The 18,735-nt window shown below is 55.0% G+C and carries 18 protein-coding genes and 1 pseudogene; 8 read left to right on the forward strand and 11 right to left on the reverse strand.

The window, feature by feature from the left end:
• Positions 1-15 precede the first annotated feature (15 nt).
• The 4 genes from Q354_RS0114090 (at position 16) to Q354_RS25855 (ending at position 5,871) form a co-directional block, all read left to right on the forward strand.
• Entirely contained in the window at positions 16-3,201 is a 3,186-nt protein-coding gene (locus Q354_RS0114090) for an efflux RND transporter permease subunit (protein ID WP_027858167.1), read from the forward strand.
• Between the two features lie 53 nt (positions 3,202-3,254).
• Complete coding sequence (locus Q354_RS0114095) at positions 3,255-3,926, forward strand: response regulator transcription factor (protein WP_245601054.1); 672 nt, start codon at positions 3,255-3,257, stop codon at positions 3,924-3,926.
• Positions 3,923-5,242 (forward strand): ATP-binding protein, encoded by a 1,320-nt coding sequence (locus Q354_RS0114100; RefSeq protein WP_027858169.1) that lies wholly within the window; start codon positions 3,923-3,925, stop codon positions 5,240-5,242. Before Q354_RS0114095 ends, Q354_RS0114100 begins: the two co-directional genes overlap by 4 nt.
• Before the next feature lie 101 nt (positions 5,243-5,343).
• Entirely contained in the window at positions 5,344-5,871 is a 528-nt protein-coding gene (locus Q354_RS25855) for a lecithin retinol acyltransferase family protein (protein WP_051560151.1), read from the forward strand.
• Between the two features lie 257 nt (positions 5,872-6,128).
• Here the strand turns inward: Q354_RS25855 and Q354_RS0114110 are convergent, their stop codons facing one another.
• The 3 genes and pseudogenes from Q354_RS0114110 to Q354_RS25860 all read right to left on the reverse strand — a co-directional run.
• A complete protein-coding gene (locus Q354_RS0114110; RefSeq protein WP_211252263.1) occupies positions 6,129-6,884 on the reverse strand; it encodes a PhzF family phenazine biosynthesis protein in 756 nt (251 codons plus the stop codon).
• Between the two features lie 95 nt (positions 6,885-6,979).
• A complete protein-coding gene (locus tag Q354_RS0114115) occupies positions 6,980-7,777 on the reverse strand; it encodes a hypothetical protein (protein WP_156948356.1) in 798 nt (265 codons plus the stop codon).
• Between the two features lie 326 nt (positions 7,778-8,103).
• Positions 8,104-8,619 (reverse strand): annotated as a pseudogene (locus Q354_RS25860) (LysR substrate-binding domain-containing protein); the annotation flags it as partial.
• 369 nt (positions 8,620-8,988) lie between these two features.
• Between Q354_RS25860 and Q354_RS28570 the strand changes: the two are divergent.
• On the forward strand, positions 8,989-9,342 hold the full coding sequence (locus Q354_RS28570) for a type 2 periplasmic-binding domain-containing protein (RefSeq protein ID WP_211252264.1): 354 nt from the start codon (positions 8,989-8,991) through the stop codon (positions 9,340-9,342).
• Between the two features lie 27 nt (positions 9,343-9,369).
• Here Q354_RS28570 and Q354_RS0114135 read toward each other — a convergent pair whose 3' ends face one another.
• The 4 genes from Q354_RS0114135 to Q354_RS25870 form a co-directional block, all read right to left on the reverse strand.
• A complete protein-coding gene (locus Q354_RS0114135; protein ID WP_027858174.1) occupies positions 9,370-9,954 on the reverse strand; it encodes a class I SAM-dependent DNA methyltransferase in 585 nt (194 codons plus the stop codon).
• 108 nt (positions 9,955-10,062) lie between these two features.
• The gene (locus Q354_RS0114140; protein WP_027858175.1) at positions 10,063-10,740 is read right to left on the reverse strand and encodes a spermine/spermidine synthase domain-containing protein; all 678 of its coding nucleotides are present in this window, start codon (positions 10,738-10,740) and stop codon (positions 10,063-10,065) included.
• Positions 10,741-10,835: 95 nt separating this feature from the next.
• Positions 10,836-11,102: a DUF3303 domain-containing protein gene (locus Q354_RS0114145; protein WP_027858176.1), complete on the reverse strand. Its 267-nt coding sequence runs from the start codon at positions 11,100-11,102 to the stop codon at positions 10,836-10,838.
• Between the two features lie 288 nt (positions 11,103-11,390).
• Positions 11,391-11,804, reverse strand: a complete 414-nt coding sequence (locus Q354_RS25870; RefSeq protein WP_084332610.1) for a pyridoxal-phosphate dependent enzyme — start codon at positions 11,802-11,804, stop codon at positions 11,391-11,393.
• On the opposite strand from Q354_RS25870, the gene Q354_RS25875 reads away from it, so the two are divergent.
• Entirely contained in the window at positions 11,685-12,296 is a 612-nt protein-coding gene (locus tag Q354_RS25875) for a type 2 periplasmic-binding domain-containing protein (protein WP_027858178.1), read from the forward strand. The genes Q354_RS25870 and Q354_RS25875 overlap by 120 nt on opposite strands.
• A 215-nt stretch (positions 12,297-12,511) precedes the next feature.
• Here Q354_RS25875 and Q354_RS0114165 read toward each other — a convergent pair whose 3' ends face one another.
• Positions 12,512-13,393 carry a HalD/BesD family halogenase gene (locus Q354_RS0114165; protein ID WP_051560153.1) on the reverse strand — a complete coding sequence of 294 codons (882 nt, stop codon included), beginning with the start codon at positions 13,391-13,393 and terminating at the stop codon, positions 12,512-12,514.
• 357 nt (positions 13,394-13,750) lie between these two features.
• Here Q354_RS0114165 and Q354_RS0114170 point away from each other — a divergent pair, with 357 nt between their 5' ends.
• Positions 13,751-14,953 (forward strand): M24 family metallopeptidase, encoded by a 1,203-nt coding sequence (locus Q354_RS0114170; protein ID WP_036229936.1) that lies wholly within the window; start codon positions 13,751-13,753, stop codon positions 14,951-14,953.
• Positions 14,954-15,017: 64 nt separating this feature from the next.
• Here the strand turns inward: Q354_RS0114170 and Q354_RS25880 are convergent, their stop codons facing one another.
• Both Q354_RS25880 and Q354_RS0114180 read right to left on the reverse strand, forming a co-directional pair.
• On the reverse strand, positions 15,018-16,298 hold the full coding sequence (locus tag Q354_RS25880; protein WP_169828893.1) for a Coenzyme F420 hydrogenase/dehydrogenase, beta subunit C-terminal domain: 1,281 nt from the start codon (positions 16,296-16,298) through the stop codon (positions 15,018-15,020).
• A gap of 10 nt (positions 16,299-16,308) precedes the next feature.
• Positions 16,309-17,196, reverse strand: a complete 888-nt coding sequence (locus tag Q354_RS0114180; RefSeq protein ID WP_027858181.1) for a DMT family transporter — start codon at positions 17,194-17,196, stop codon at positions 16,309-16,311.
• Between the two features lie 272 nt (positions 17,197-17,468).
• On the opposite strand from Q354_RS0114180, the gene Q354_RS0114185 reads away from it, so the two are divergent.
• Positions 17,469-18,344 carry a LysR family transcriptional regulator gene (locus Q354_RS0114185; RefSeq protein ID WP_027858182.1) on the forward strand — a complete coding sequence of 292 codons (876 nt, stop codon included), beginning with the start codon at positions 17,469-17,471 and terminating at the stop codon, positions 18,342-18,344.
• Here the strand turns inward: Q354_RS0114185 and Q354_RS0114190 are convergent.
• A complete protein-coding gene (locus tag Q354_RS0114190) occupies positions 18,341-18,682 on the reverse strand; it encodes a winged helix-turn-helix transcriptional regulator (protein ID WP_027858183.1) in 342 nt (113 codons plus the stop codon). The two genes, Q354_RS0114185 and Q354_RS0114190, sit on opposite strands and share 4 nt — an antisense overlap.
• Positions 18,683-18,735 lie beyond the last annotated feature (53 nt).

The raw sequence follows: 18,735 nt of genomic DNA on the forward strand, positions 1-18,735 counted from the left end.
TGGAGATCTATCTGAATGCTTAACCGTATTGTCGACTGGGCGGTCACAAACCGGCTACTGGTACTGCTACTCTTGCTTGCCAGCATCGCAGCCGCTGCACTGATGATCCCGCGGCTTAACCTTGATGCGTTTCCGGATGTCACCAACGTCCAGGTTACAGTCAATGCTGAAGCGCCTGGGCTTGCCGCTGAAGAAGTTGAACAGCTGATTACCTTCCCTATCGAATCAGTCATGTACGCCCTGCCCGATGTGGCACAGGTACGCTCTATTTCAAAAACCGGCCTGTCCGGTGTCACCGTTGTCTTCAAGGAGGGCACCGATATCTATTTCGCTCGTCAGCTGGTGTTTGAACGCCTCCAAGCTGCCCGCGAGATGATCCCTGAAGGGGTCGGCATCCCCGAAATAGGTCCCAATACTTCCGGACTGGGCCAGGTATTTCAGTACCTGCTTAAGGTAGACCCCGGCAGCAACTATGATGTGATGCAGCTACGAAGTCTTAACGACTGGGTGGTTAAGTTATTGCTGATGCCTGTTGACGGTGTGACCGAAGTGCTGTCGTTTGGCGGCGATGTTAAACAGTATCAGGTTGAGATTGATTCCAACAAGCTGCTGAGTTACGGACTGCAGACTGCTGACATTGTCGATGCCATTGAAGCCAATAACCGTAACGCCGGCGGCTGGTACATGGATCGTGGTAATGAGCAACTGGTTGTGCGGGGCGTCGGCTGGTTACGTAACGGCACAGATGGCCTGGCCGATATCGCAGCAATCCCGCTGAAGGAACAGGACGGTACACTGGTACGAGTCAGCGATATCGCCCGCGTCGGTTTTGGCTCTGAAATCCGTCAGGGCGCCGTATCTCTCTCCATGCGCAACGGGTCTGGCGCAGCGGAAAGTCTAGGTGAAGTAGTTACCGGTATCGTGCTGAAGCGCATGGGCTCCAACACCAATGCAACAATAGAGGGTATCAAAGCACGGATTCCCCTGATCAATCGTGCTCTTCCCGACGGTGTTACCTTTGAACCATTCTATGATCAGGCTGACCTGGTCAGTAAGGCGATCAACACCGTGGTCACCGCCCTGCTGCAGGCATTTGCCTTTATCGTCATTGTACTATCGTTGTTCCTGCTCAACCTCCGTGCCACAGCACTGGTTCTAATTTCCATCCCACTCTCAGTCGGCCTGGCTCTGGCCCTGATGGCTTACTACGGTCTGTCAGCCAACCTGATGTCATTGGGCGGACTGGCCATCGCCATCGGTATGATGGTCGACGGCGCTGTAGTGATGATGGAGAACATCTTTAAGCACCTCAGTCATCCGGATCAAATGCACGAGGGCCATACCGCGCCGGACAGTGATGATCCTTACGCGGCTTCGACCGATAACTCCGGCATTCCACTTCGAATCAAGATGGCTGCCCGAGAGGTTGCGCGTCCGGTTTTCTTCGCTGTAATGATTATCGTCGTGGTATTTGCCCCGCTGTTCAGCCTTGACGGTGTAGAGGGTAAGCTCTTTCAGCCCATGGCAATCACCATCATTATTGCGATGCTGGCGGCTCTGCTAGTCGCCCTGATCATAGTGCCTGCAATGGCAAGTTACCTGTTCCGCTCCGGAATTCGAGAGAAGGAAAGTCCGATTCTTAAGCCCCTGGACGCCGCTTACCGCTTTCTGCTGCAGCGCGCCCTGCGCTTTCGCCAGGCTGTGGTGGCCCTGGCTATTGCATCGGTACTGGGAACAATGGCACTTGTGCCACAGCTTGGAACTGAATTTGTACCCGAGCTGGAGGAAGGCACCATTAATATCCGAGTTACCCTGGCACCATCTGCGAATCTGGATACGGCGCTGGAGATCGCCCCCAAACTGGAGCAGACACTGTTGCAGTTCCCCGAAGTTACCTATGCGTTAAGCCGCATAGGTCGGCCTGAACTGGGCGGCGACCCCGAACCCGTCTCCAACGTAGAGATCTACGTCGGATTGAAACCACAATCCGAGTGGACCACCGCACCCACCCGCCAGGAACTGCAGCAACAGTTTAAAGAGAAACTAGAAATCTTTCCCGGACTGTTATTGAACTTCTCTCAGCCCATAGCTACCCGGGTAGACGAGCTGTTATCAGGTGTTAAAGCCCAGCTTGCAATTAAACTGTTCGGTCCCGATCTGGCGACTCTGGCCGAGAAAGGCCGTGAGATAGAACAGCAGGTAAGACAGATCGATGGTACCCGAGACGTCGCTATGGAACAGGTCGAAGGTGAAGCTCAGCTGGTTATCCGGCCTGATCGCGAACAACTGTTCCGCTATGGTCTGGCAATCGGAGACATTATTGATCTAGTCGAAACTGGTATCGGCGGTATGGCCGCAGGCCAAGTGGTAAACGGCAATGAACGCTACGATATCTATGTCCGGCTGGCACAAAACCAGCGTAATAATATTGCCCGCCTGCGCGATCTGCGCTTGCAGTCAGCCAATGGTGCCTGGGTAAAGCTGGGCGATGTAGCCCAGGTCGCCATCGAATCCGGCCCACCACAGATTCGTCGCGACGACGTACAGCGCCGGGTGGTGGTGCAAGCCAATGTCGAAGGCCGCGATATGGGCAGCATCGTGCGCGATATCAATGCCGCTATCGATACCCGGGTGGAACTTCCCGCGGGCTATACAGTCTCTATCGGCGGTCAGTTCGAAAACCAGCAGCGGGCACAGGCCAAGCTGATGGTCGTAGTTCCGCTGTCGATTGCATTAATCGGCCTGTTACTCTATTTCTCGTTTGGCTCGACGATGCAGGCCACACTGGTATTGCTTAACCTGCCACTGGCGCTGATTGGCGGTGTGCTGGCGCTGTATCTGTCAGGCCAGTACCTCTCGGTACCCAGCTCCATTGGCTTTATCACCTTGTTTGGAGTGGCCGTACTCAACGGCGTTGTGATGGTCGAGAGTATCAACCTGAGGCTTGAGGCCGGCCAAGAACTGCAGACTGCTATCTTTGAGGGCGCCTGCTCCCGTCTGCGACCGGTCATGATGACCGCCCTGACGTCTGCTTTTGGTCTGATTCCGATTCTGATGTCGACGGAGATCGGTTCTGAGATTCAGAAACCCCTGGCAACAGTCGTTGTCGGTGGGCTGATCTCTGCGACCTTGCTTACTCTGTTCATTATTCCGGTTCTTTATGCTCCGTTTTCACGCTCTAAATACCGGCACGAACAATAAATAACCCTGATAGCCGGAGGCCATTTGGCCTCCATTGCTGACAAAAGGCTTATATGATGCGTCTTTTACTGATTGAAGATGATCCGAACCTAGGTCATTTCCTGAAAACTAACCTAATGGAGCGAAATTACCTGGCTGATCTGGCCACTAACGCAACCGATGCCAAGTATCTGGCGGCCGAGATCAGTTATGACCTAATAATTCTTGATCTTGGTCTGCCCGACCAAAACGGTCTTGACCTGCTGCGTGAATGGCGCAAGCGCCACATGCATATATTAGTGCTGATACTTACGGCCCGCAGTAACTGGGAGGAGCGGGTCGAAGGATTTAAGGCTGGTGCCGACGATTACCTCTGCAAACCGTTTCACTTTGAAGAACTGGAAGTACGCCTGCAAGCGTTGCTCAATCGCAATAACCCCTTTCGCTGCCAACAGCTGGAAGTCGCAGGCATCCAGCTTGATGAAGATAACCAAACCGCTCTTATTGTCAGCAACGATACGCTACTCGACTTCACCGCAACTGAATACCGCTTGCTAAAGCACTTTATGCTGAATGCCGGCCGACTTCGCAGTCGCCAACAACTGCTGGACATCCTCTACCAGTATGGTGATGAGCGCGACAGCAATATCGTTGAAGCCTACATTCGCCGCCTTCGCCTGAAGCTGGGCAAGCAGGCCATTGAAACTAAGCGGATGCAGGGCTATATCTTCCGGGGGCTGGCATGATATCGATCAAGCGAATTCTGACACGCCAGTTTCTGGCGTTGTCAGTCCTGTTATTGTTGCTGGCCGGATTGCTATACGGCTGGCTGATGAACAGTACAATTCGCGCGGTGCAAAAGGATACGCTGGTCGAAGAGTCAGACCTGATCTACGAAATGCTCAGCCTCAGTCAGGATAAGGAACTGGCTAAAACCCTGTTATATCATCGTCGGGTGCCACGCCATGCCTTTATGGTGGCTCACAAAAGGGAGATCTGGCAATCCGGCTATTCCGAACAACTTAGCCTACCGGCACAGCAGTGGTTTACCCAGACAGAAAACACTTTCGAATATGAAGTAGCGAGTAGCAAACAGACCTTCCTTGTTAGCATCAAGCGTTACCCTGCCTCAGCCGGTTTCCCACCTATAAAGGTAGCCGTCGCAAAGGACATCACTGCCAGTAACACCACTTTGCGCAACAGCCATATAAAGTTAGGCCTGATCCTATCCGCCGTCCTGGCGGTAATGATCTATCTTCAGCACACTCTGATGCGAATGTCCTTCTTGCACTTTGACGTGACCCGTCGCGAAGTTCAGGCATTACATAAGGGGGAAAGCATACAGCTCTCCAGCCCCACATTTACAGAGACGGCCCCACTGATTAATGCGATTAACGATTTAGCAACCAGCATGCTCAGCCGCTCGCAACGCACCCGTAATGCTATCGGTAACCTGTCTCACGCCATGAAAACGCCCCTAGCCGTGCTTCACCAGATATCGGCCAGCAAAAACCCGGCATTGCCGGAGGAGATAAGATCAGGCATTGCCCGACAGGCAGACCAGCTTAACCGACTTATCGAGCAGGAGATGCGCCGTGCGGTAATAGCCGGAGAGAGACATCTGACCAGTTGTTTTTCGATTCAAACCGCATTGGAGGAGATCGCCGCCACCTTGAAAATGATTCACCGCAGTAAAACGATCACCACTCAGCTGGATATACAACAGGAGGTCACATTCCCAGGAGAACAAGCCGACTTTATGGAATTGGCCGGCAACCTGATGGATAACGCGGCCAAGTGGTGTGAAGGCATCATTCGGGTCTCTGTCAGTGCCACAGGACCCCAACTACAGATTGTCATTGAAGATGATGGTAAAGGCTGTAACGAAGAGGAACTGGCTAATATCAGTAAACGGGGAGTCCGGCTTGATGAAAGTATTGCAGGAGCCGGCCTTGGACTCGGAATAGTGAAGGACATTGTCAATCACCATAATGGATCTATGAATCTGATGAAGTCGGAACTTGGCGGATTACGTATCGACATTAGTCTGCCGTTACGCTGATCAGCCTTCCCCTTCGCACGGTAGAAGCCGGAATGCTTGAAGAATCAGCTTCCAGCCACCATATAGTTACTTTCGCATAGAAAACCAAACAGGGCTTCCCTATGGATCAGATCGTCGTCTCTCCTGGTGATATCGTGGTCACCAACTTCAGTGGCTACCAGCACTACTCTATCGTCTCCAACAAGCGATGCGATGAGGGTAAGCCGATGCTGATCTCCGCCAGCCGCCGCACGGGGACGGTACAGGAGGAGCCCTGGGATCTTGTGACACGCGGCAAGAAGACCTACCCCACCCAGATCAGCCATGAGATGCCGCTGCATCTTGTTCTGAAAAATGCCCGCGCCATGATCGGCCAGTGGCAATACTCTGTCGGCAAACGTAACTGCGAGCACTTCGTCACTCATGTGCTGGGGCTGGATAGCCATTCCCGTCAGGTCAATAACGGACTGATCGGTGCTGCGGCAGGGCTTACCCTGGCCAGCGCACTGTCGGAAAAGCCCACGGTCACCAAGTACCTCTGCAGCGCCGCCGCGCTGGCCGGTGCCGCCGTAATAGCCTCCAGGGCTAAGCGCAAGAAGGCGAAAGGGGAAATGGCTCAGGAGCAGCCGGTACAGCAGTTGCCGGGGTAAACCTGTTTTCTTTGGGTGAGCAAAGAAAACGAACAACTTCACAACAGGAAACTGGCTTTCAGTCAGATCGAATAGAGCAGACTCCGGAAGCTCACCCTAAAAGAGTCTTCGAAGTCATTCATAGCACAGTAAATCGTCCCACAACTCAGGTATTCGTGCCTGGAAAGCGTTTTATCAGGTACACAATATTCTCAGCCGAGAGTACTTCCACACCTCAGCTATAAGAAGCAGAAACCCGTGCAATATTCCCGGCCCGACTACAGGGCAAATACCTTGCCACCAACCCAGATATCACCGCTATGGTTTTCAACCCGGATACGGTTTTCGAACTCCGGCCAACCCATAGCAACCTGCACCGATTTTCCCTCTGAAAGAGGCAGCGCGGCGCAGCAGATGGCACAGGCGGCATCTTCCGGCATGTTGTAGAGGGGATTGCTGGCCCGGGCATAGATCAGGTTGTTGTCACGGCACCAGAGCATATAGCCGCTGAAGTTTTTGTTCCGGTTCCAGTCGCCAAGTGGGGTCAGGTCGAAACGAACCTGACGCAATGCTTCCGCCGAACGGACTTTAATGCAGAGCTTGGGCTTTCCGGCGCTGAACACTCCGGTGACCGCCATATCACCCTCGCCAAGGCCAAACCAGGCGGGATCAGGCTGCCCTGTAAAACCCGGCTCCAGTCGCTGTTGCGGGCCGAAATTCACCAACGCATAGTCACCCTGTTTACGGACTTCGCAGATACCGGAGCCGGTCTCGACACGGAAATGATCGCCTGATACCCGCTGGGCAGCGCCCAGCAGGGCATGACCGCAGATCGGTGCTTCCTTAGAGCCGGGATAGAAGAAACGAAAGCGAATATCGGCGCAATTGCTCGCTTCGAGCAGCACCGTTACAGGGATACCGGACTCGGCCGGGTTATGAGGCTCGGTGACCAGCGCCATCAGGTTGCCGCCGGTCACGGCGTCGCGGCCAAATACTTTGAATTTATCCATCCGGGGATAATGCAGTTCCGTCACTGGCAGGTCCATGCTTTAGCAAGAATTCTTTACGCCCGGGCCAGCAAACGGGCCTGTCCTCAGATCCGAGCCGGAAGGCCTCTTGCGCCAGAAGGTCAGTTCCAGCAAACAGAGCCGTCCTCACACATCCTGAAGGGTTTCAGGCCACCCAGGTTAATCAGATCACGACGGTTCTGCCGGCAATCCAATCCCTGCGGACGGATACGGGTACTCGGTGACATCAGTGAACGATGCGATACCTCCATCATATTTTTGACGCCAACCACACCCTGCATCCCGGAGAAGTCAGTGACCAGGTAATCAATATTACAGAGTACGGCGTTGTTGATCAGCGGGATCGATTCGCCATAAGCAGTGAGGCGAAAACGGCGATTATTGATCCGCGCCAGCGTCAGGGCCGATCCCTCATCCAGCGCCACCACCGCGTCGCCAGAGAGCGCCTTGATCTGCGGCTCGAAAGGCTGATCACACTTCAGTTCTTTGTAGGCAATATTGGACAGGAAGAAAGCACTCTTAAGGTCTTCCACCAGGGTTTTGTTCTGGCTGTCGCAGTTAACCACCAGCGCAATACCGGTCTGGGTAGTGGCACCGACGCCCTGTGCGATCTCGACAGCCGCCATGGGCTTATCAATGGTGATATTGGTACGTCCCAGCGTCGACAGCTTATCCCACTGCCCTAACAGGGTGATATTACCCATCTCCTGTAACGCCATTGGCAACTTGGATTTTTTCGTCTTGTCGTTTACAAAGAACAGGTGATCGTAGTTATAGATACTGCGATCGATATTGTTGCCATCGATCACTTCAACCAATGTTTGCGGGTAGAGGGAGGCCATCGCCTGCACACCCTGCACGATCTGATTGACCGGAAAACTGTTGTCCGTTACGACCACACCAAAACGCCGCGACGGCTCTGAGGTGCCTTGCGCGGAGTTGGTTTCAGCATACGAGAAAGATGAAAGGAGGGCCGATAACCCCATGATAAAAGCCCGAGCAGAGCGCATTTGATATCCCCTTCTCAGCCTGTGCTGTTAAGCAACCTGAACAAATTCCATACGATGACTGCAGCCGTCATCCCTGAATTCTGCTGTTTTAGTCAGCTTAGCAGTGGTGCCTGTAACAGCAAACTTACAGGCCGTTCAGTTTCTGAAGGATAACAAGGCCTGAATAAGTTCGCGTGAACCATGCGTTAGGTTCCCCTTATCAGAGTTCCCCGAGTTCAGCCGTGCTTCAGGGCTTCCTGCCCCATCTCCTCGGAGGTCTGCAGTACCGCCTGCTCCAACTCGCTGTCGCGTGAGTGGTGGTAAAGACGGACATCGAACTCAAGGTCCCAGTGCTCATCACCGGCGCGGCAAAGTCTGCCGTCACGCAGGGCATTGACGATGGATGAATAAGGCAGCCAGGCAAAACCCAGCTTTTCCAGCACCATCGATTTGAGGGTATGGGAGAAGGGATTCTCGTAGTGACGGCGCAGGTAGCAGTTATGATCTTTCTGCTGGATCAGCCGGTCGACCGCTTTGCCGAAGAGGGATTCATGGGTATAAGCCACGAAAGAGACCGGCTCTTCGAGGCTGCCCGGCAGAGAAAATAACGGATTATCCAGGCTGCCATCAGGCACTGAAACCGGGATTAGTTTCTCCCGCCCCACCACCGTATATTGATAGCGGCTATCATCCAGCGGCAAGCCGATATTATCGTGGGCATAGCAGAACAGATAATCCACATGCCCCTGGGTAAAAAGCTCGACATAGTCGACCCTAAACGGCTGGAGTGAAGGTGTCGACGCAGTTCAGGGCGGCGTCTCCGATATCAGCTGGATCCCGGCCGATAAGCGCCTGGCATGTTATCGCGTAACCTCCCTCTACCCGACCTCTGTCAGTCTGGAAAACCAGATCGAGCTGGATGCCGAATACGCCAGTCTGATGAAGGATGAAGCCGCTAAGTCCAACCTGATGCCGCTGTTTAACTCCAACTACTCCTATGACCAGGAGTGGTGGTTTGAAGAGAAGGTCGACAACCTGGGCAAACTGGATGGCAAACTGGTGCGCTCCATCGGGCCGCTGGTCAGCATGATGATTGAGCGCTGGGGGGTAAGCCGGTATTTGTGGCACCGAAAGAGGTGTTCCAGTCTGCCGAACGTGGCGTCGTGGACGGTATCAGCATGGGTGTTGCGACCTACAGTTCATGGAAGCTGTGGAACGTCATGCCTTACATGGTTAACGCCGACCTGTTCTACGGCAACATCATCTACATGATGAACAAAAACAAATTCGAGCGCCTGAGCGGCTCCCAGCAGACCGCTGTGCTGGAAGCAGCGAAAAAAGCCGAAACCTGGCTGAAACCCCGTTACGAAGACTGGGTTGATACCCGTGTCGTCGTCAGCGGGATACTGCGGCTAACCGGATCAAAAAACACAAGAGCGGCTGATCTGCCGCTCTTGGCCTTTCCTGCCCTTTAAGACTGGACAGACGTCAAAAGCAGGCGCTCATCCGTTGCGTGCAACGCCCATCAAAACTGTCATTTCCCCTTGCTCGCTGCGCATCACGAACGCCTCAGACACCGACACCGTCTCCAGCCCGGCCTGCTCAAATGCCGCTTCAATGCGCTGCGGGGTAAAGCCAAAATCCCCTTCTTCACCCTCGGACTGCCAGTCCCACTGCATAAAGACGCCGTTTGGCGCTAACAGGGTTTTCAGCAACGCCAGGGTCTGCTCATACTGCGGCAGAAAGGCACAGACCGATGACGCGACAATCAGGTCAAAGGGTTGCTGCAGTAGTGGCTCGGCGCCAATGCTATCCGCCGTCAACTCCAGTGCCAGCGTATTCAGCCCAGCCAGTTGCTTGGCCTGCAGCACTTCGATCATCTTTTCAGAACTGTCCAGCGCCACCAACGCCTGCACCACAGGCGCTAAGCGCTCACTCATCTGGCCAGTGCCACAACCGAAATCCAGCACCCGCATCCCTGCCGGATTCACCACTTCGGTCAGGCTGGCGAATGCCTTGTCGGCGTACGCCCTGACATCTTCATTGCTATCCCAGTCGGCAGCGTATTGATCCCAGCTGTCACTCATCGCATTGCACCTTCAGATTTAGCTACATTTATGAATTATCACACTTGGGGACTTTGCCATCAGCCGGGGTTAAAGCTGATAAACCGCCCCATCCGGCCGATCACACATTCAGGGCTTTTTGGCCAGAAAGATGGTGTGGCGGCTGCCCTTACCCACCCGGGCCCGGGCCATCTTGGAGGAAGCCTTGTATCCGGCTTTTTTCAGCCGCGTCAGGAAGGCATCGTCGGGAAAGGCCGACCAGATAGCCAGCATGCCACCCGGGCGCATGGCGCATCGAATAGCGGCCAGCCCCGCCATCGAGTAGAGACCATGATTGTCGGTCTGGGTCAGGCCTTCAGGACCGTTATCGACATCCAGCAGGATGGCATCAAAAGTCGGCTGGGCATCTTTAAATAATCCGGCCACATCACCGAGGTGAACCCGGGTACGGCTATCCTGTAGTGGATTGCCAGCACAGGCTCCCAGCGGCCCCTGGTTCCACTCCACCACGTCAGGGATAAGCTCAGCAACGGTCACTTTGGCCGATGCCGGCACTGCTTTAAGCGCGGCGGCCAGTGTAAAGCCCATCCCCAGGCCACCCACCAGCACCTGCGCATCTTTGGCAGAACTCAGGTGAGCACAGCCCAGTTCGGCAAGGACCTGCTCCGAATTGTGTACGCGGCTATTCATCAGCTCACCTCGCACACCGGACAGGCGAATAGAAAACTCCTCCCCTCGCTGCGAGAGCTTGAGTTCACCACCACCATTGGGAATTTCTGCTATTCCAAGTACCGTCCAGGGATTCATAGGGCCTCACACCTGTAGATTGATGCGGCACTCTACCATAGATAGAAACAGGGTTGCCCTGAACAGCGGTGAAAGAAAGGCCCTTGGGGTGCTATCTATTCGCTCAACACCTGCTGCAGCTGTTCATCGTCCAGCACCGGACGGATCTCAAAGCGCAGCAGGTCGGCCCACTGCTTTGTCCAGAGTGCCAGCTGCACCGGACTGTCAGCTTCGCACAGAGCGGTGCCGTGTCTTAACGTCACATCATGCCAGCGTCCCAGCATGGTAACGCCCTCCGGTGGTGGAGCCCCCGCTTCCTTAAAACGTTCTACTGCCGCCTTATAGTGGTCGCTGCTGACATGCCAGTTGACGATATATTTCATGATATGCCTCCACACAGATAGAGATATCGGACCCGGCGGGTTGTCGATACCGTCCGTGGAGGTGAGATGGAAAGGGAAAAGCCGGGATCAGGGCCGGGAAACAGGCTACTAAAGTGAACCCCGGCGCTACTGTAAAGGTAGCCCTTATAAGGCAGAAACAAATAGCACAGAAATAAAAAACGCCGCTATAAAGCGGCGTAAACGTCTTTTGTCTCGGAAGGAATAGCCTGAATGAAATACTCATGCAGCCGCTACGGGCACCGGCTGCGGGACTGCTAGCGATAGGTTTTAGCCGGTATATTTCGGCAGGTTAAAGGCTTCGCGGTAACCGAACAGCGCCTGGCTGCCACCGGTGTGAACGAAGACCACATTTTCACCCGCTTTAAAATGGCCCTGACGTACCAGATCAACCAGGCCGGCAAAGCCCTTACCTGAGTACACCGGATCCAGCAGGATGCCTTCGGTACGCGCCAACAGTTCAATCGCTTCGATGGTGCTTTTCGCCGGGAAGCCGTAACCCTTACCGATGTAGTTACAGTTAGCCACCACCTGCTCACGTTTTACCGCACCCGGAATGCCCATATGTTCACAGGTCGCTTCCGCCAGACGGAAGACGTTCGCTTCCTGCACGTCCTGAGGGACACGAACGCCTACACCCAATACAGGCACCAGGCTGTTGCTGCCGGCAAAACCGGTGACCAGACCCGCCTGGGTACCGGCACTACCGGTAGCGTGGACAACATGATCTCCCTATCAACCCAGCATTCACTCAGCACCGCCTTCTTTCCCAACTGGTTTAACCAGTTGCAGGACGACGACAGCCGCAGCGGCGTACGCCTCAACGCCAGCAACTATCATGACTGCATCGACTACTTCCTGGCCGGACACAGCGATTTCCTGCTCTGCTATCGGGCGGAAGGGATCGGTAACGAGCTGGAAAACAGCCATATCAGTTCGGTGGTAGTCGGTGCCGACAGCCTGATACCGGTGGTAGCCGAAAAACGGGCGGCCCGGATTGGACAGCAATCTGAGCTACCACACGTCAGTTTCCCGGCCGAGTCTTTCTTTGGCCGGTTGCTAACCCAGCATATCTATCCAAGGCTGGAGAGCGAGCAGGGGCTGGATACCATGGGGGAAACCGCACTGAGCGAAGCGATGAAAGCGGTGGCACAGCAGGGGATGGGGGTGGTGTGACTACCTCGGAGCCTGATCGAGGCGGAGCTGGATCAAGGCTCGCTGGTACAGCTGGAAGCCCTGCCGTCGATGACGCTGAAGATCCACCTCTATCGCTTCGCCTCCCAGCTGTCGCCGTTGGCGGAAGCCTTATGGCAGCAGGTCTGCGGCGAAGACCAGGAATAAGGCAGACCGGGCCGATGATCGGCCCGGTTTATCAAATCCGTACTACAACCTCAGTCGGTCAGGTTATCGGGACGGTTAGCTTCACGTTCGTAATGCACCGGCAACGCTCGGCCATAGAACTGCTTAGCGCGCTCGGGACGGTTAACCGTATCCGGGTCGGTGACATAGGTAGGCAGCGCGATATAACGTGAGCGCTCACCTTCAACCCGGGTCACACGGTGCATGGAAAAGCGCCCTTTAAATATCTGCATATCGCCGGGCCGCAGTTCCAGCGTATGGACGCCCTCTCGTCCTCCGTTTAATACCTTACCTACTTCATCAAAGTTCTCATTTTCCGGGGTACGCAGATCCGGATAGTATTCAAACTCACCGCCCTTTTCCGGCTCCTGTACCAGGATGCTGACCGTGAATTCATTACCATCGAAGTGCCAGGGGAAGTAATTGCCCGGTTCCATCACACTGTAAGGATTACAACCCAGCGGATCGGCCCAGTTATAGATCGGTGCCACACCCAGGCAATCAGAAACAAACTGGCGGATCTCGTCAGAAGCATAGATTGCACGCAGGTCGGAATTTTCTTCCAGAATATCGGAGTTTACAAAACCGCTGCTGCGGCGCTCGAAGAATCGTTTGGGGTGATCTTCAGGCATCTCAGGATCATCTTTCGTCATATAGGGATTATGACTGTCTTCAGACCAGTAGATCTCGCCATACTGACGCTCCACCTCGGCGCGCATCCGCTCGATCGACTCATCACGAATAATATTGGGAATACGACAGCAGCCCACCGCATCCAGCTCAGCGCGACAACGCTCGACCAATTCCTGACGTAAAGGGTGGTCCGGCTGGTCGATTGGATAGCGCTCAAGATCGACAAACTCGGCCAGGGTTGGCAGACCGGTACGGTTTGGTAGTTCCACTGCTTGATTCATAGTATTTCCTGCTTTTTATTTTTCTAAACCTTTGGGGGAAATCAGGCTTAAACCTTGAAACCGATAATCCTAATTTTCAGCCAGGAAATACAACGAGTTTTTTCTGTGGTTCATATCGAACTTTTCAATGCAATGTTACCACTTTAAATAAAGTACCTTAGAGACCCTCTCTATATAAACCGGCATTAAAACGATGAATTCAGCCCAATTTAATCACTCAACCCGTATCTGATATCGAATATTTAAATATTTGATAGGAGGCATCGATTTTTTAATTTTCACTGGCGGGAACTAGTTGATAGCTTGATGCTTCGAGCGTCGGCAATTCGCCGGCCCTTTAGCGACAGGAGCTACCCTATGCAGGCGCAGATCAGTGCCCCGGACTTCAGTGAAAACGAACTCGATACGCTGTTCGACTACAGGCTGGCGCGCATCCGTGCAGCGATGAAACAGCAGCAGGTGGATCTGTGCATACTCAGCAATCCGGTTAACCTGCGTTATGCGGTCAATTTCGACGAGTATCAGGTGTTTCAATCCCATATCCCCACCTGTTACCTGTTCCTGCCGCAGGAAGGACCGTTGCAGATGCACGGTGCCACCAGCCGTTCGCTTCCGGGGGTGGAACACTATCAGGCTTCCGACTTTCTGACCCCGTTTGATGGCGGCCTGGATCTGGATCGCAACTGCCGCCGCTTTAGCCAGTCGGTGAGCGAGACCCTGCGCTCCCTCGGGCTTGATCCTGCCGATGCGACTGTCGCCCTGGAACGCTTTACCCCCCTGGCAACCCTGGCCCTGCAAGCGGCCTCCATCAGGCTGACCGATGCCGAATGTATCGTCGAGCGCGCCAAGCTGATCAAGCATGAAACCGAGATCCGCTGCATGCGTCACGCCATCGCCGTTGCCGAGCTCGGTATCGCCCAGATGCATGACCAGTTACGTCCGGGCATCAGCGAAAATGAACTCTGGTCGGTACTGCACCAGGTCAATATTGCTCATGGTGGCGACTGGATCGAGGGCCGGATGCTGGCGTCCGGCCCGCGCACCAATCCCTGGCTGCAGGAGGCCACCGGGCGGTGCATCGAAGCGGGTGATATGGTCGCTTTCGACACCGACCTGATCGGCCCGATGGGCTTTATCGCCGATATCTCCCGCAGCTGGATCTGTGGCGGCGGCCCGGGCAATGCCGAGCAGCGCGCCGCCTACCGCCATGCCTATGACGAGATCCAATTCAATATGGAACTGATCCGTCCCGGCGTCAGCTTCAAGGAACTATCCGACAACGCCTTCCAACGCCAGCCGGAGTACAAGGCCAATCGCTATGTCTGCTCTTTCCATGGGGCCGGACTGTCGGATGAGTATCCTAAAATCTATTACGAAGAGGACTGGGGACGCAGCGGTTATGACGGCATCATCGAGGAAAATATGGTGTTCTGCGTCGAAAGTTTCTCCGGTGCCGAGGGTGCCCGCGAGGGGGTAAAACTGGAGGAGATGGTCAGGGTCACGGCTGATGGCTATGAAAAGCTATCGACCTATCCGTTTGAAAGCGAGCTGCTGAGTTAAAACTAAACCAGACGGACTGATCGCCCGTGCGGCCCCTCTCTGAGGGGCCGCCACTGTGTTGAACCTATTCACCCGAACAGGGGCAGGCTTCTGATGCCTTACCCTCCCTGACCCGCTGCCGGGTTCCATCCCGCTGCTCGCGGTTAAACTCTATCCCCTGCGCTTCGCCCAACCGGTTCAACCGTAGCCTGGCATGCTGGATACCCAGGTGCCCCTCGGCCATTAACCCTTCGATACGTGCCGCTGCGGCCTGCTTCTTATTCACCAGATGGGGCTGGTAACTATCCATATCCCGTGGCGTGATCGCCTTCCCCAGTGTTAATGTCCTGGCATCTGCCGCCGACTGCAGCAATGCCTGCCCGGCGACTGTTCGGGCAATAATGGTATTGGTGCCCGGATCTTCCGCCTCTGCCTCGGTATCCACAGTACAGTTTGGCCAGCTATCGGCAGCGACCAGATCAGCGCCCTCAGCCATGCCATCGGGACAGATCTTGCAACGAAACGGCAGTGACCAGCCAGCTTCATCCTCGCCCCAGAAATCGGAATAACGTCGCTCGATCACCCGCCCATCCGTCGACTCAAATCGGGTCGGCCCGGGACAACCCCGGCCACGGAAACGCACGTGCTGTAACACATCCGGGGCCATCCCCAATTCGGCAGCGTAGGCCTCCACCGCCTTAGGTTCGCGAAAGCCGCCACAGACCGGCGCCAGCCAGTACTTCACCAGCTGGTCGACCCGGCTATCCTGACGGGCATAGTTGCGCAGTGCGGCGATATCGCAGGGCTTGCCGATAAAGGCAAACGGCTGGTTACGCTCCAGGATCTCCAGGATGTCGATTAACGGCGCTGCCGGCCCATAGCGCGAGCCTGTTGCCTCCCAGACATCGGCGGCATCAAAACTGAGGTGACGCTGGCCGAAAATGGCATGCTGCTGTGAAGCTTTCACATGCAGGACAAAATCGACTTCGCCGCTGGCAAGCAGGTGTGTTGCCAAGGCCGTCAGTGCCCCACCGGTGGAGGCCTCAAACCGTACCCGGGCATCAGAAGCCCAACCCAACGTCATCCTGCGATAGCTACCCCAGGTCTCGTCATACTTGCTATCCGAGGCTATAAGCCGTTGCGGCATACCTTCAATCACGATTCCGGGACAATGCTGGTAGATCTGATCCACCACGCTGTCATCAAGTTCCCCCACCACTACCGGCCGCTCAAAGCCGCTGGCCACTTTACACATCTCAACGTTCTCTGCCCCGGCAAGGGACTGGCATAAGCCGCACCCGGTGCACATTGCCTCTTCGACAATACGGTACAACCGTTGTGTAGGCGACTGGCTAATCTCACTCATCGCGTACTCCTCAGCATCGCTTGTTTTCGGCTCGTCCGATGGCGATCGCATAGAGGCCGCTGCCAATCACGATGGCAGCCCCCAGGATCGTCCAGCCATCGGGTAACTCGGCAAACACCACCACCCCAATCAGGGTGGCGAACAACAGCAAACTGTAGTTGAAGGGTTGCAGCATCGACGCCGGAGCGTACTCCAGCGCTTTGACCAGAAACAGGTGTCCGGCAATCCCGCTGACCGACAGGATGCTCAGCATCAACCACTGATCAGAGTTGGGTGGTTGCCACTGGGGAATACCGAACAAGCTGCCACCGATGCAGCCCACCAGCGCCATATACAGCATATTGGTATCAAAGTTGTCGTGGCGGCTGACCTTGCGAGTGATGATATTGTAGAGGGCGAAAGTGACGGCAGCCGACAGGGCAATCAGCGCCTCAGGTTTAAACAACCCCAGGCCCGGGCGAATAATAATCAGGGTGCCGATAAAGCCCACCAGCACTGCCATCCCGCGTAGCCGCCCCACACGTTCCCCCAGCAAAGGTCCCGCCAGCACAATTGCGAGCAATGGGAAACAGGCCAGCAGGGCATGGGCCTCAGCCAAGCCAAGATAACGTAACGAGAGATTGAAGATTGCGATCTCCGCCACAGAGAGGATTGAGCGTGATAACTGTAAGCCGAGATGCTCCGTCCTAAAGGCTTGGCGAAGTGTTCCCCTGAGATGGAGGTAAACCACGGCAAACAGGGCAAATATCCAGTACCGCACCATCACAAATTGCGCCACCGCCATATCCTGCACCAACACCTTGGTGATGCCATCCTGGGTTGCAAATACCAGCATCGATAGCAGGCACAACACAATCCCCTTTCGCGCCGCTACATTTTCCGAGTGAACCAGCTGCATTGCACACCTGCCCCTGTACTGAATGACTTGCCCGACAATAGCAGGGGAAACTCAGGCTCTCCCAATTGAATTTTTCCACTATGGCGATCGAAAAGTTCGATCCGTGCAAGGGTAGCTTGCGACTGCTCTGGCTATCGCTAACGCAGTTCAAGTCACGAAAAGTATGTAATTTGCGCCACCTCTGCTCTGCCCCCGCCACCCTTATTGATTCAATAATCAGTTATTACTAGCCTCATATATCTAATTTCTCAATAACAACAAGAATAAGCATCATGAACATCAACCATATGCGCGCCTTTCTCGAAGTCGCCAAGAGTGGCAGTTTCCAGCTGGCCGCCGAGCGCCTGCATATCACCCAATCCACCGTCAGTTCACGCATCAAGGTGCTGGAGACCCAGCTGGGCAGCTCGCTGCTGATCAGGAAACGGGATGGTTCCGAGCTGACCAGTGCTGGACGGCATTTTATCCGTTTCGCCCATACCGCTGTGCGCGCCTGGGAGCAGGCCCGTCAGGAAGTGGGGCTACCCGATGAACTGAAGTCAGTGATCTCGCTCGGCGTGCAACTCAATCTCTGGGACCGGATGGCACCGCCCTGGATCGACCGGATGCAGCATAAACTACCCGAGATCGGCACCCGGGTGATGATGGATTATTCGGAAAACCTGCTGGAGGCGATGAGCAACGGCGAGCTGGATCTGGCGATCACCTTTGTCCCGCGCCAGCAGGCGGAGCTGGTGAGCGAATTCCTGATGGAAGATACCCTGGTACTGGTATCGACCGAGCCGCGCAAGGCGGTCAAGCACTGGATGCCCGACTATGTCTTTGTCGACTGGGGTGCCGAATTCAGGGCGGCCCACGCCCAGGCCTATCCGGAGACCCGGGCGCCCAAGCTCAGCGTTGGCCTCGGCATGGTGGGGCTGGACTATATCCTGCGCTACGGCGGCTGCGGCTATTTCCCCGAACGCAGCATCGAGTCACTTATTAACCAGGGCAAGCTGTTCTATATCGAAGATGCGCCCAAGTTCCAACGTCCGGTGTATATGGCCTATCCCAAGGAGCCGGTGGATATGGAGTTGCTGGAGATCGCCATTGAAACGCTGCGCGAAGTGGTTTCCGATGATATGAGTACCAACCAGAACGTCAGTTAGCTGTGCTGCTCGATCTCCTGCTGCAACGCTTCCAGCTCATCAAGAATACGCAGGAACTTGTTGCCGAACGGGGTCACTACGTACTCAACCCGGGGCGGGGTCTCGTTGTAGGCAATGCGCTCGAGAATGCCAAACTCGACGTTCTTACGCAGGCAATCGTTCAGCACCTTGGTGGTCAGTCCCTCGACACTACGGACCATCTCGCCCGGCCGGTTTATGCCAGCGGCCAGTAGCTGGTAGACGGTCAGCGACCACTTGCAGCCATAGATCGTCTCGACCATGCGGGCACTGCGCGCCGGGGCAGATTTTCGGGAAAATATTTTTTCGTTATTTATCATCAAGATGTACCAAAAAGTAACTACCTAACCAATTTGTGCTTACTTTTTCCGTC

This window comes from Marinobacterium jannaschii DSM 6295, assembly GCF_000620085.1.
Taxonomy (GTDB): domain Bacteria; phylum Pseudomonadota; class Gammaproteobacteria; order Pseudomonadales; family Balneatricaceae; genus Pontibacterium; species Pontibacterium jannaschii.

What these genes read in the sequence shown, in the direction of transcription:
- Q354_RS0114090 (WP_027858167.1), top strand. Translation starts at nt 16, where the DNA reads ATGCTTAACCGTATTGTCGACTGGGCGGTCACAAACCGGCTACTGGTA.
- Q354_RS0114095 (WP_245601054.1), top strand. Translation starts at nt 3,255, where the DNA reads ATGATGCGTCTTTTACTGATTGAAGATGATCCGAACCTAGGTCATTTC.
- Q354_RS0114100 (WP_027858169.1), top strand. Translation starts at nt 3,923, where the DNA reads ATGATATCGATCAAGCGAATTCTGACACGCCAGTTTCTGGCGTTGTCA.
- Q354_RS25855 (WP_051560151.1), top strand. Translation starts at nt 5,344, where the DNA reads ATGGATCAGATCGTCGTCTCTCCTGGTGATATCGTGGTCACCAACTTC.
- Q354_RS0114135 (WP_027858174.1), bottom strand. Translation starts at nt 9,954, where the DNA reads ATGAGTGACAGCTGGGATCAATACGCTGCCGACTGGGATAGCAATGAA.
- Q354_RS0114140 (WP_027858175.1), bottom strand. Translation starts at nt 10,740, where the DNA reads ATGAATCCCTGGACGGTACTTGGAATAGCAGAAATTCCCAATGGTGGT.
- Q354_RS0114145 (WP_027858176.1), bottom strand. Translation starts at nt 11,102, where the DNA reads ATGAAATATATCGTCAACTGGCATGTCAGCAGCGACCACTATAAGGCG.
- Q354_RS25875 (WP_027858178.1), top strand. Translation starts at nt 11,685, where the DNA reads ATGTTCACAGGTCGCTTCCGCCAGACGGAAGACGTTCGCTTCCTGCAC.
- Q354_RS0114165 (WP_051560153.1), bottom strand. Translation starts at nt 13,393, where the DNA reads ATGAATCAAGCAGTGGAACTACCAAACCGTACCGGTCTGCCAACCCTG.
- Q354_RS0114170 (WP_036229936.1), top strand. Translation starts at nt 13,751, where the DNA reads ATGCAGGCGCAGATCAGTGCCCCGGACTTCAGTGAAAACGAACTCGAT.
- Q354_RS25880 (WP_169828893.1), bottom strand. Translation starts at nt 16,298, where the DNA reads ATGAGTGAGATTAGCCAGTCGCCTACACAACGGTTGTACCGTATTGTC.
- Q354_RS0114180 (WP_027858181.1), bottom strand. Translation starts at nt 17,196, where the DNA reads ATGCAGCTGGTTCACTCGGAAAATGTAGCGGCGCGAAAGGGGATTGTG.
- Q354_RS0114185 (WP_027858182.1), top strand. Translation starts at nt 17,469, where the DNA reads ATGAACATCAACCATATGCGCGCCTTTCTCGAAGTCGCCAAGAGTGGC.
- Q354_RS0114190 (WP_027858183.1), bottom strand. Translation starts at nt 18,682, where the DNA reads ATGATAAATAACGAAAAAATATTTTCCCGAAAATCTGCCCCGGCGCGC.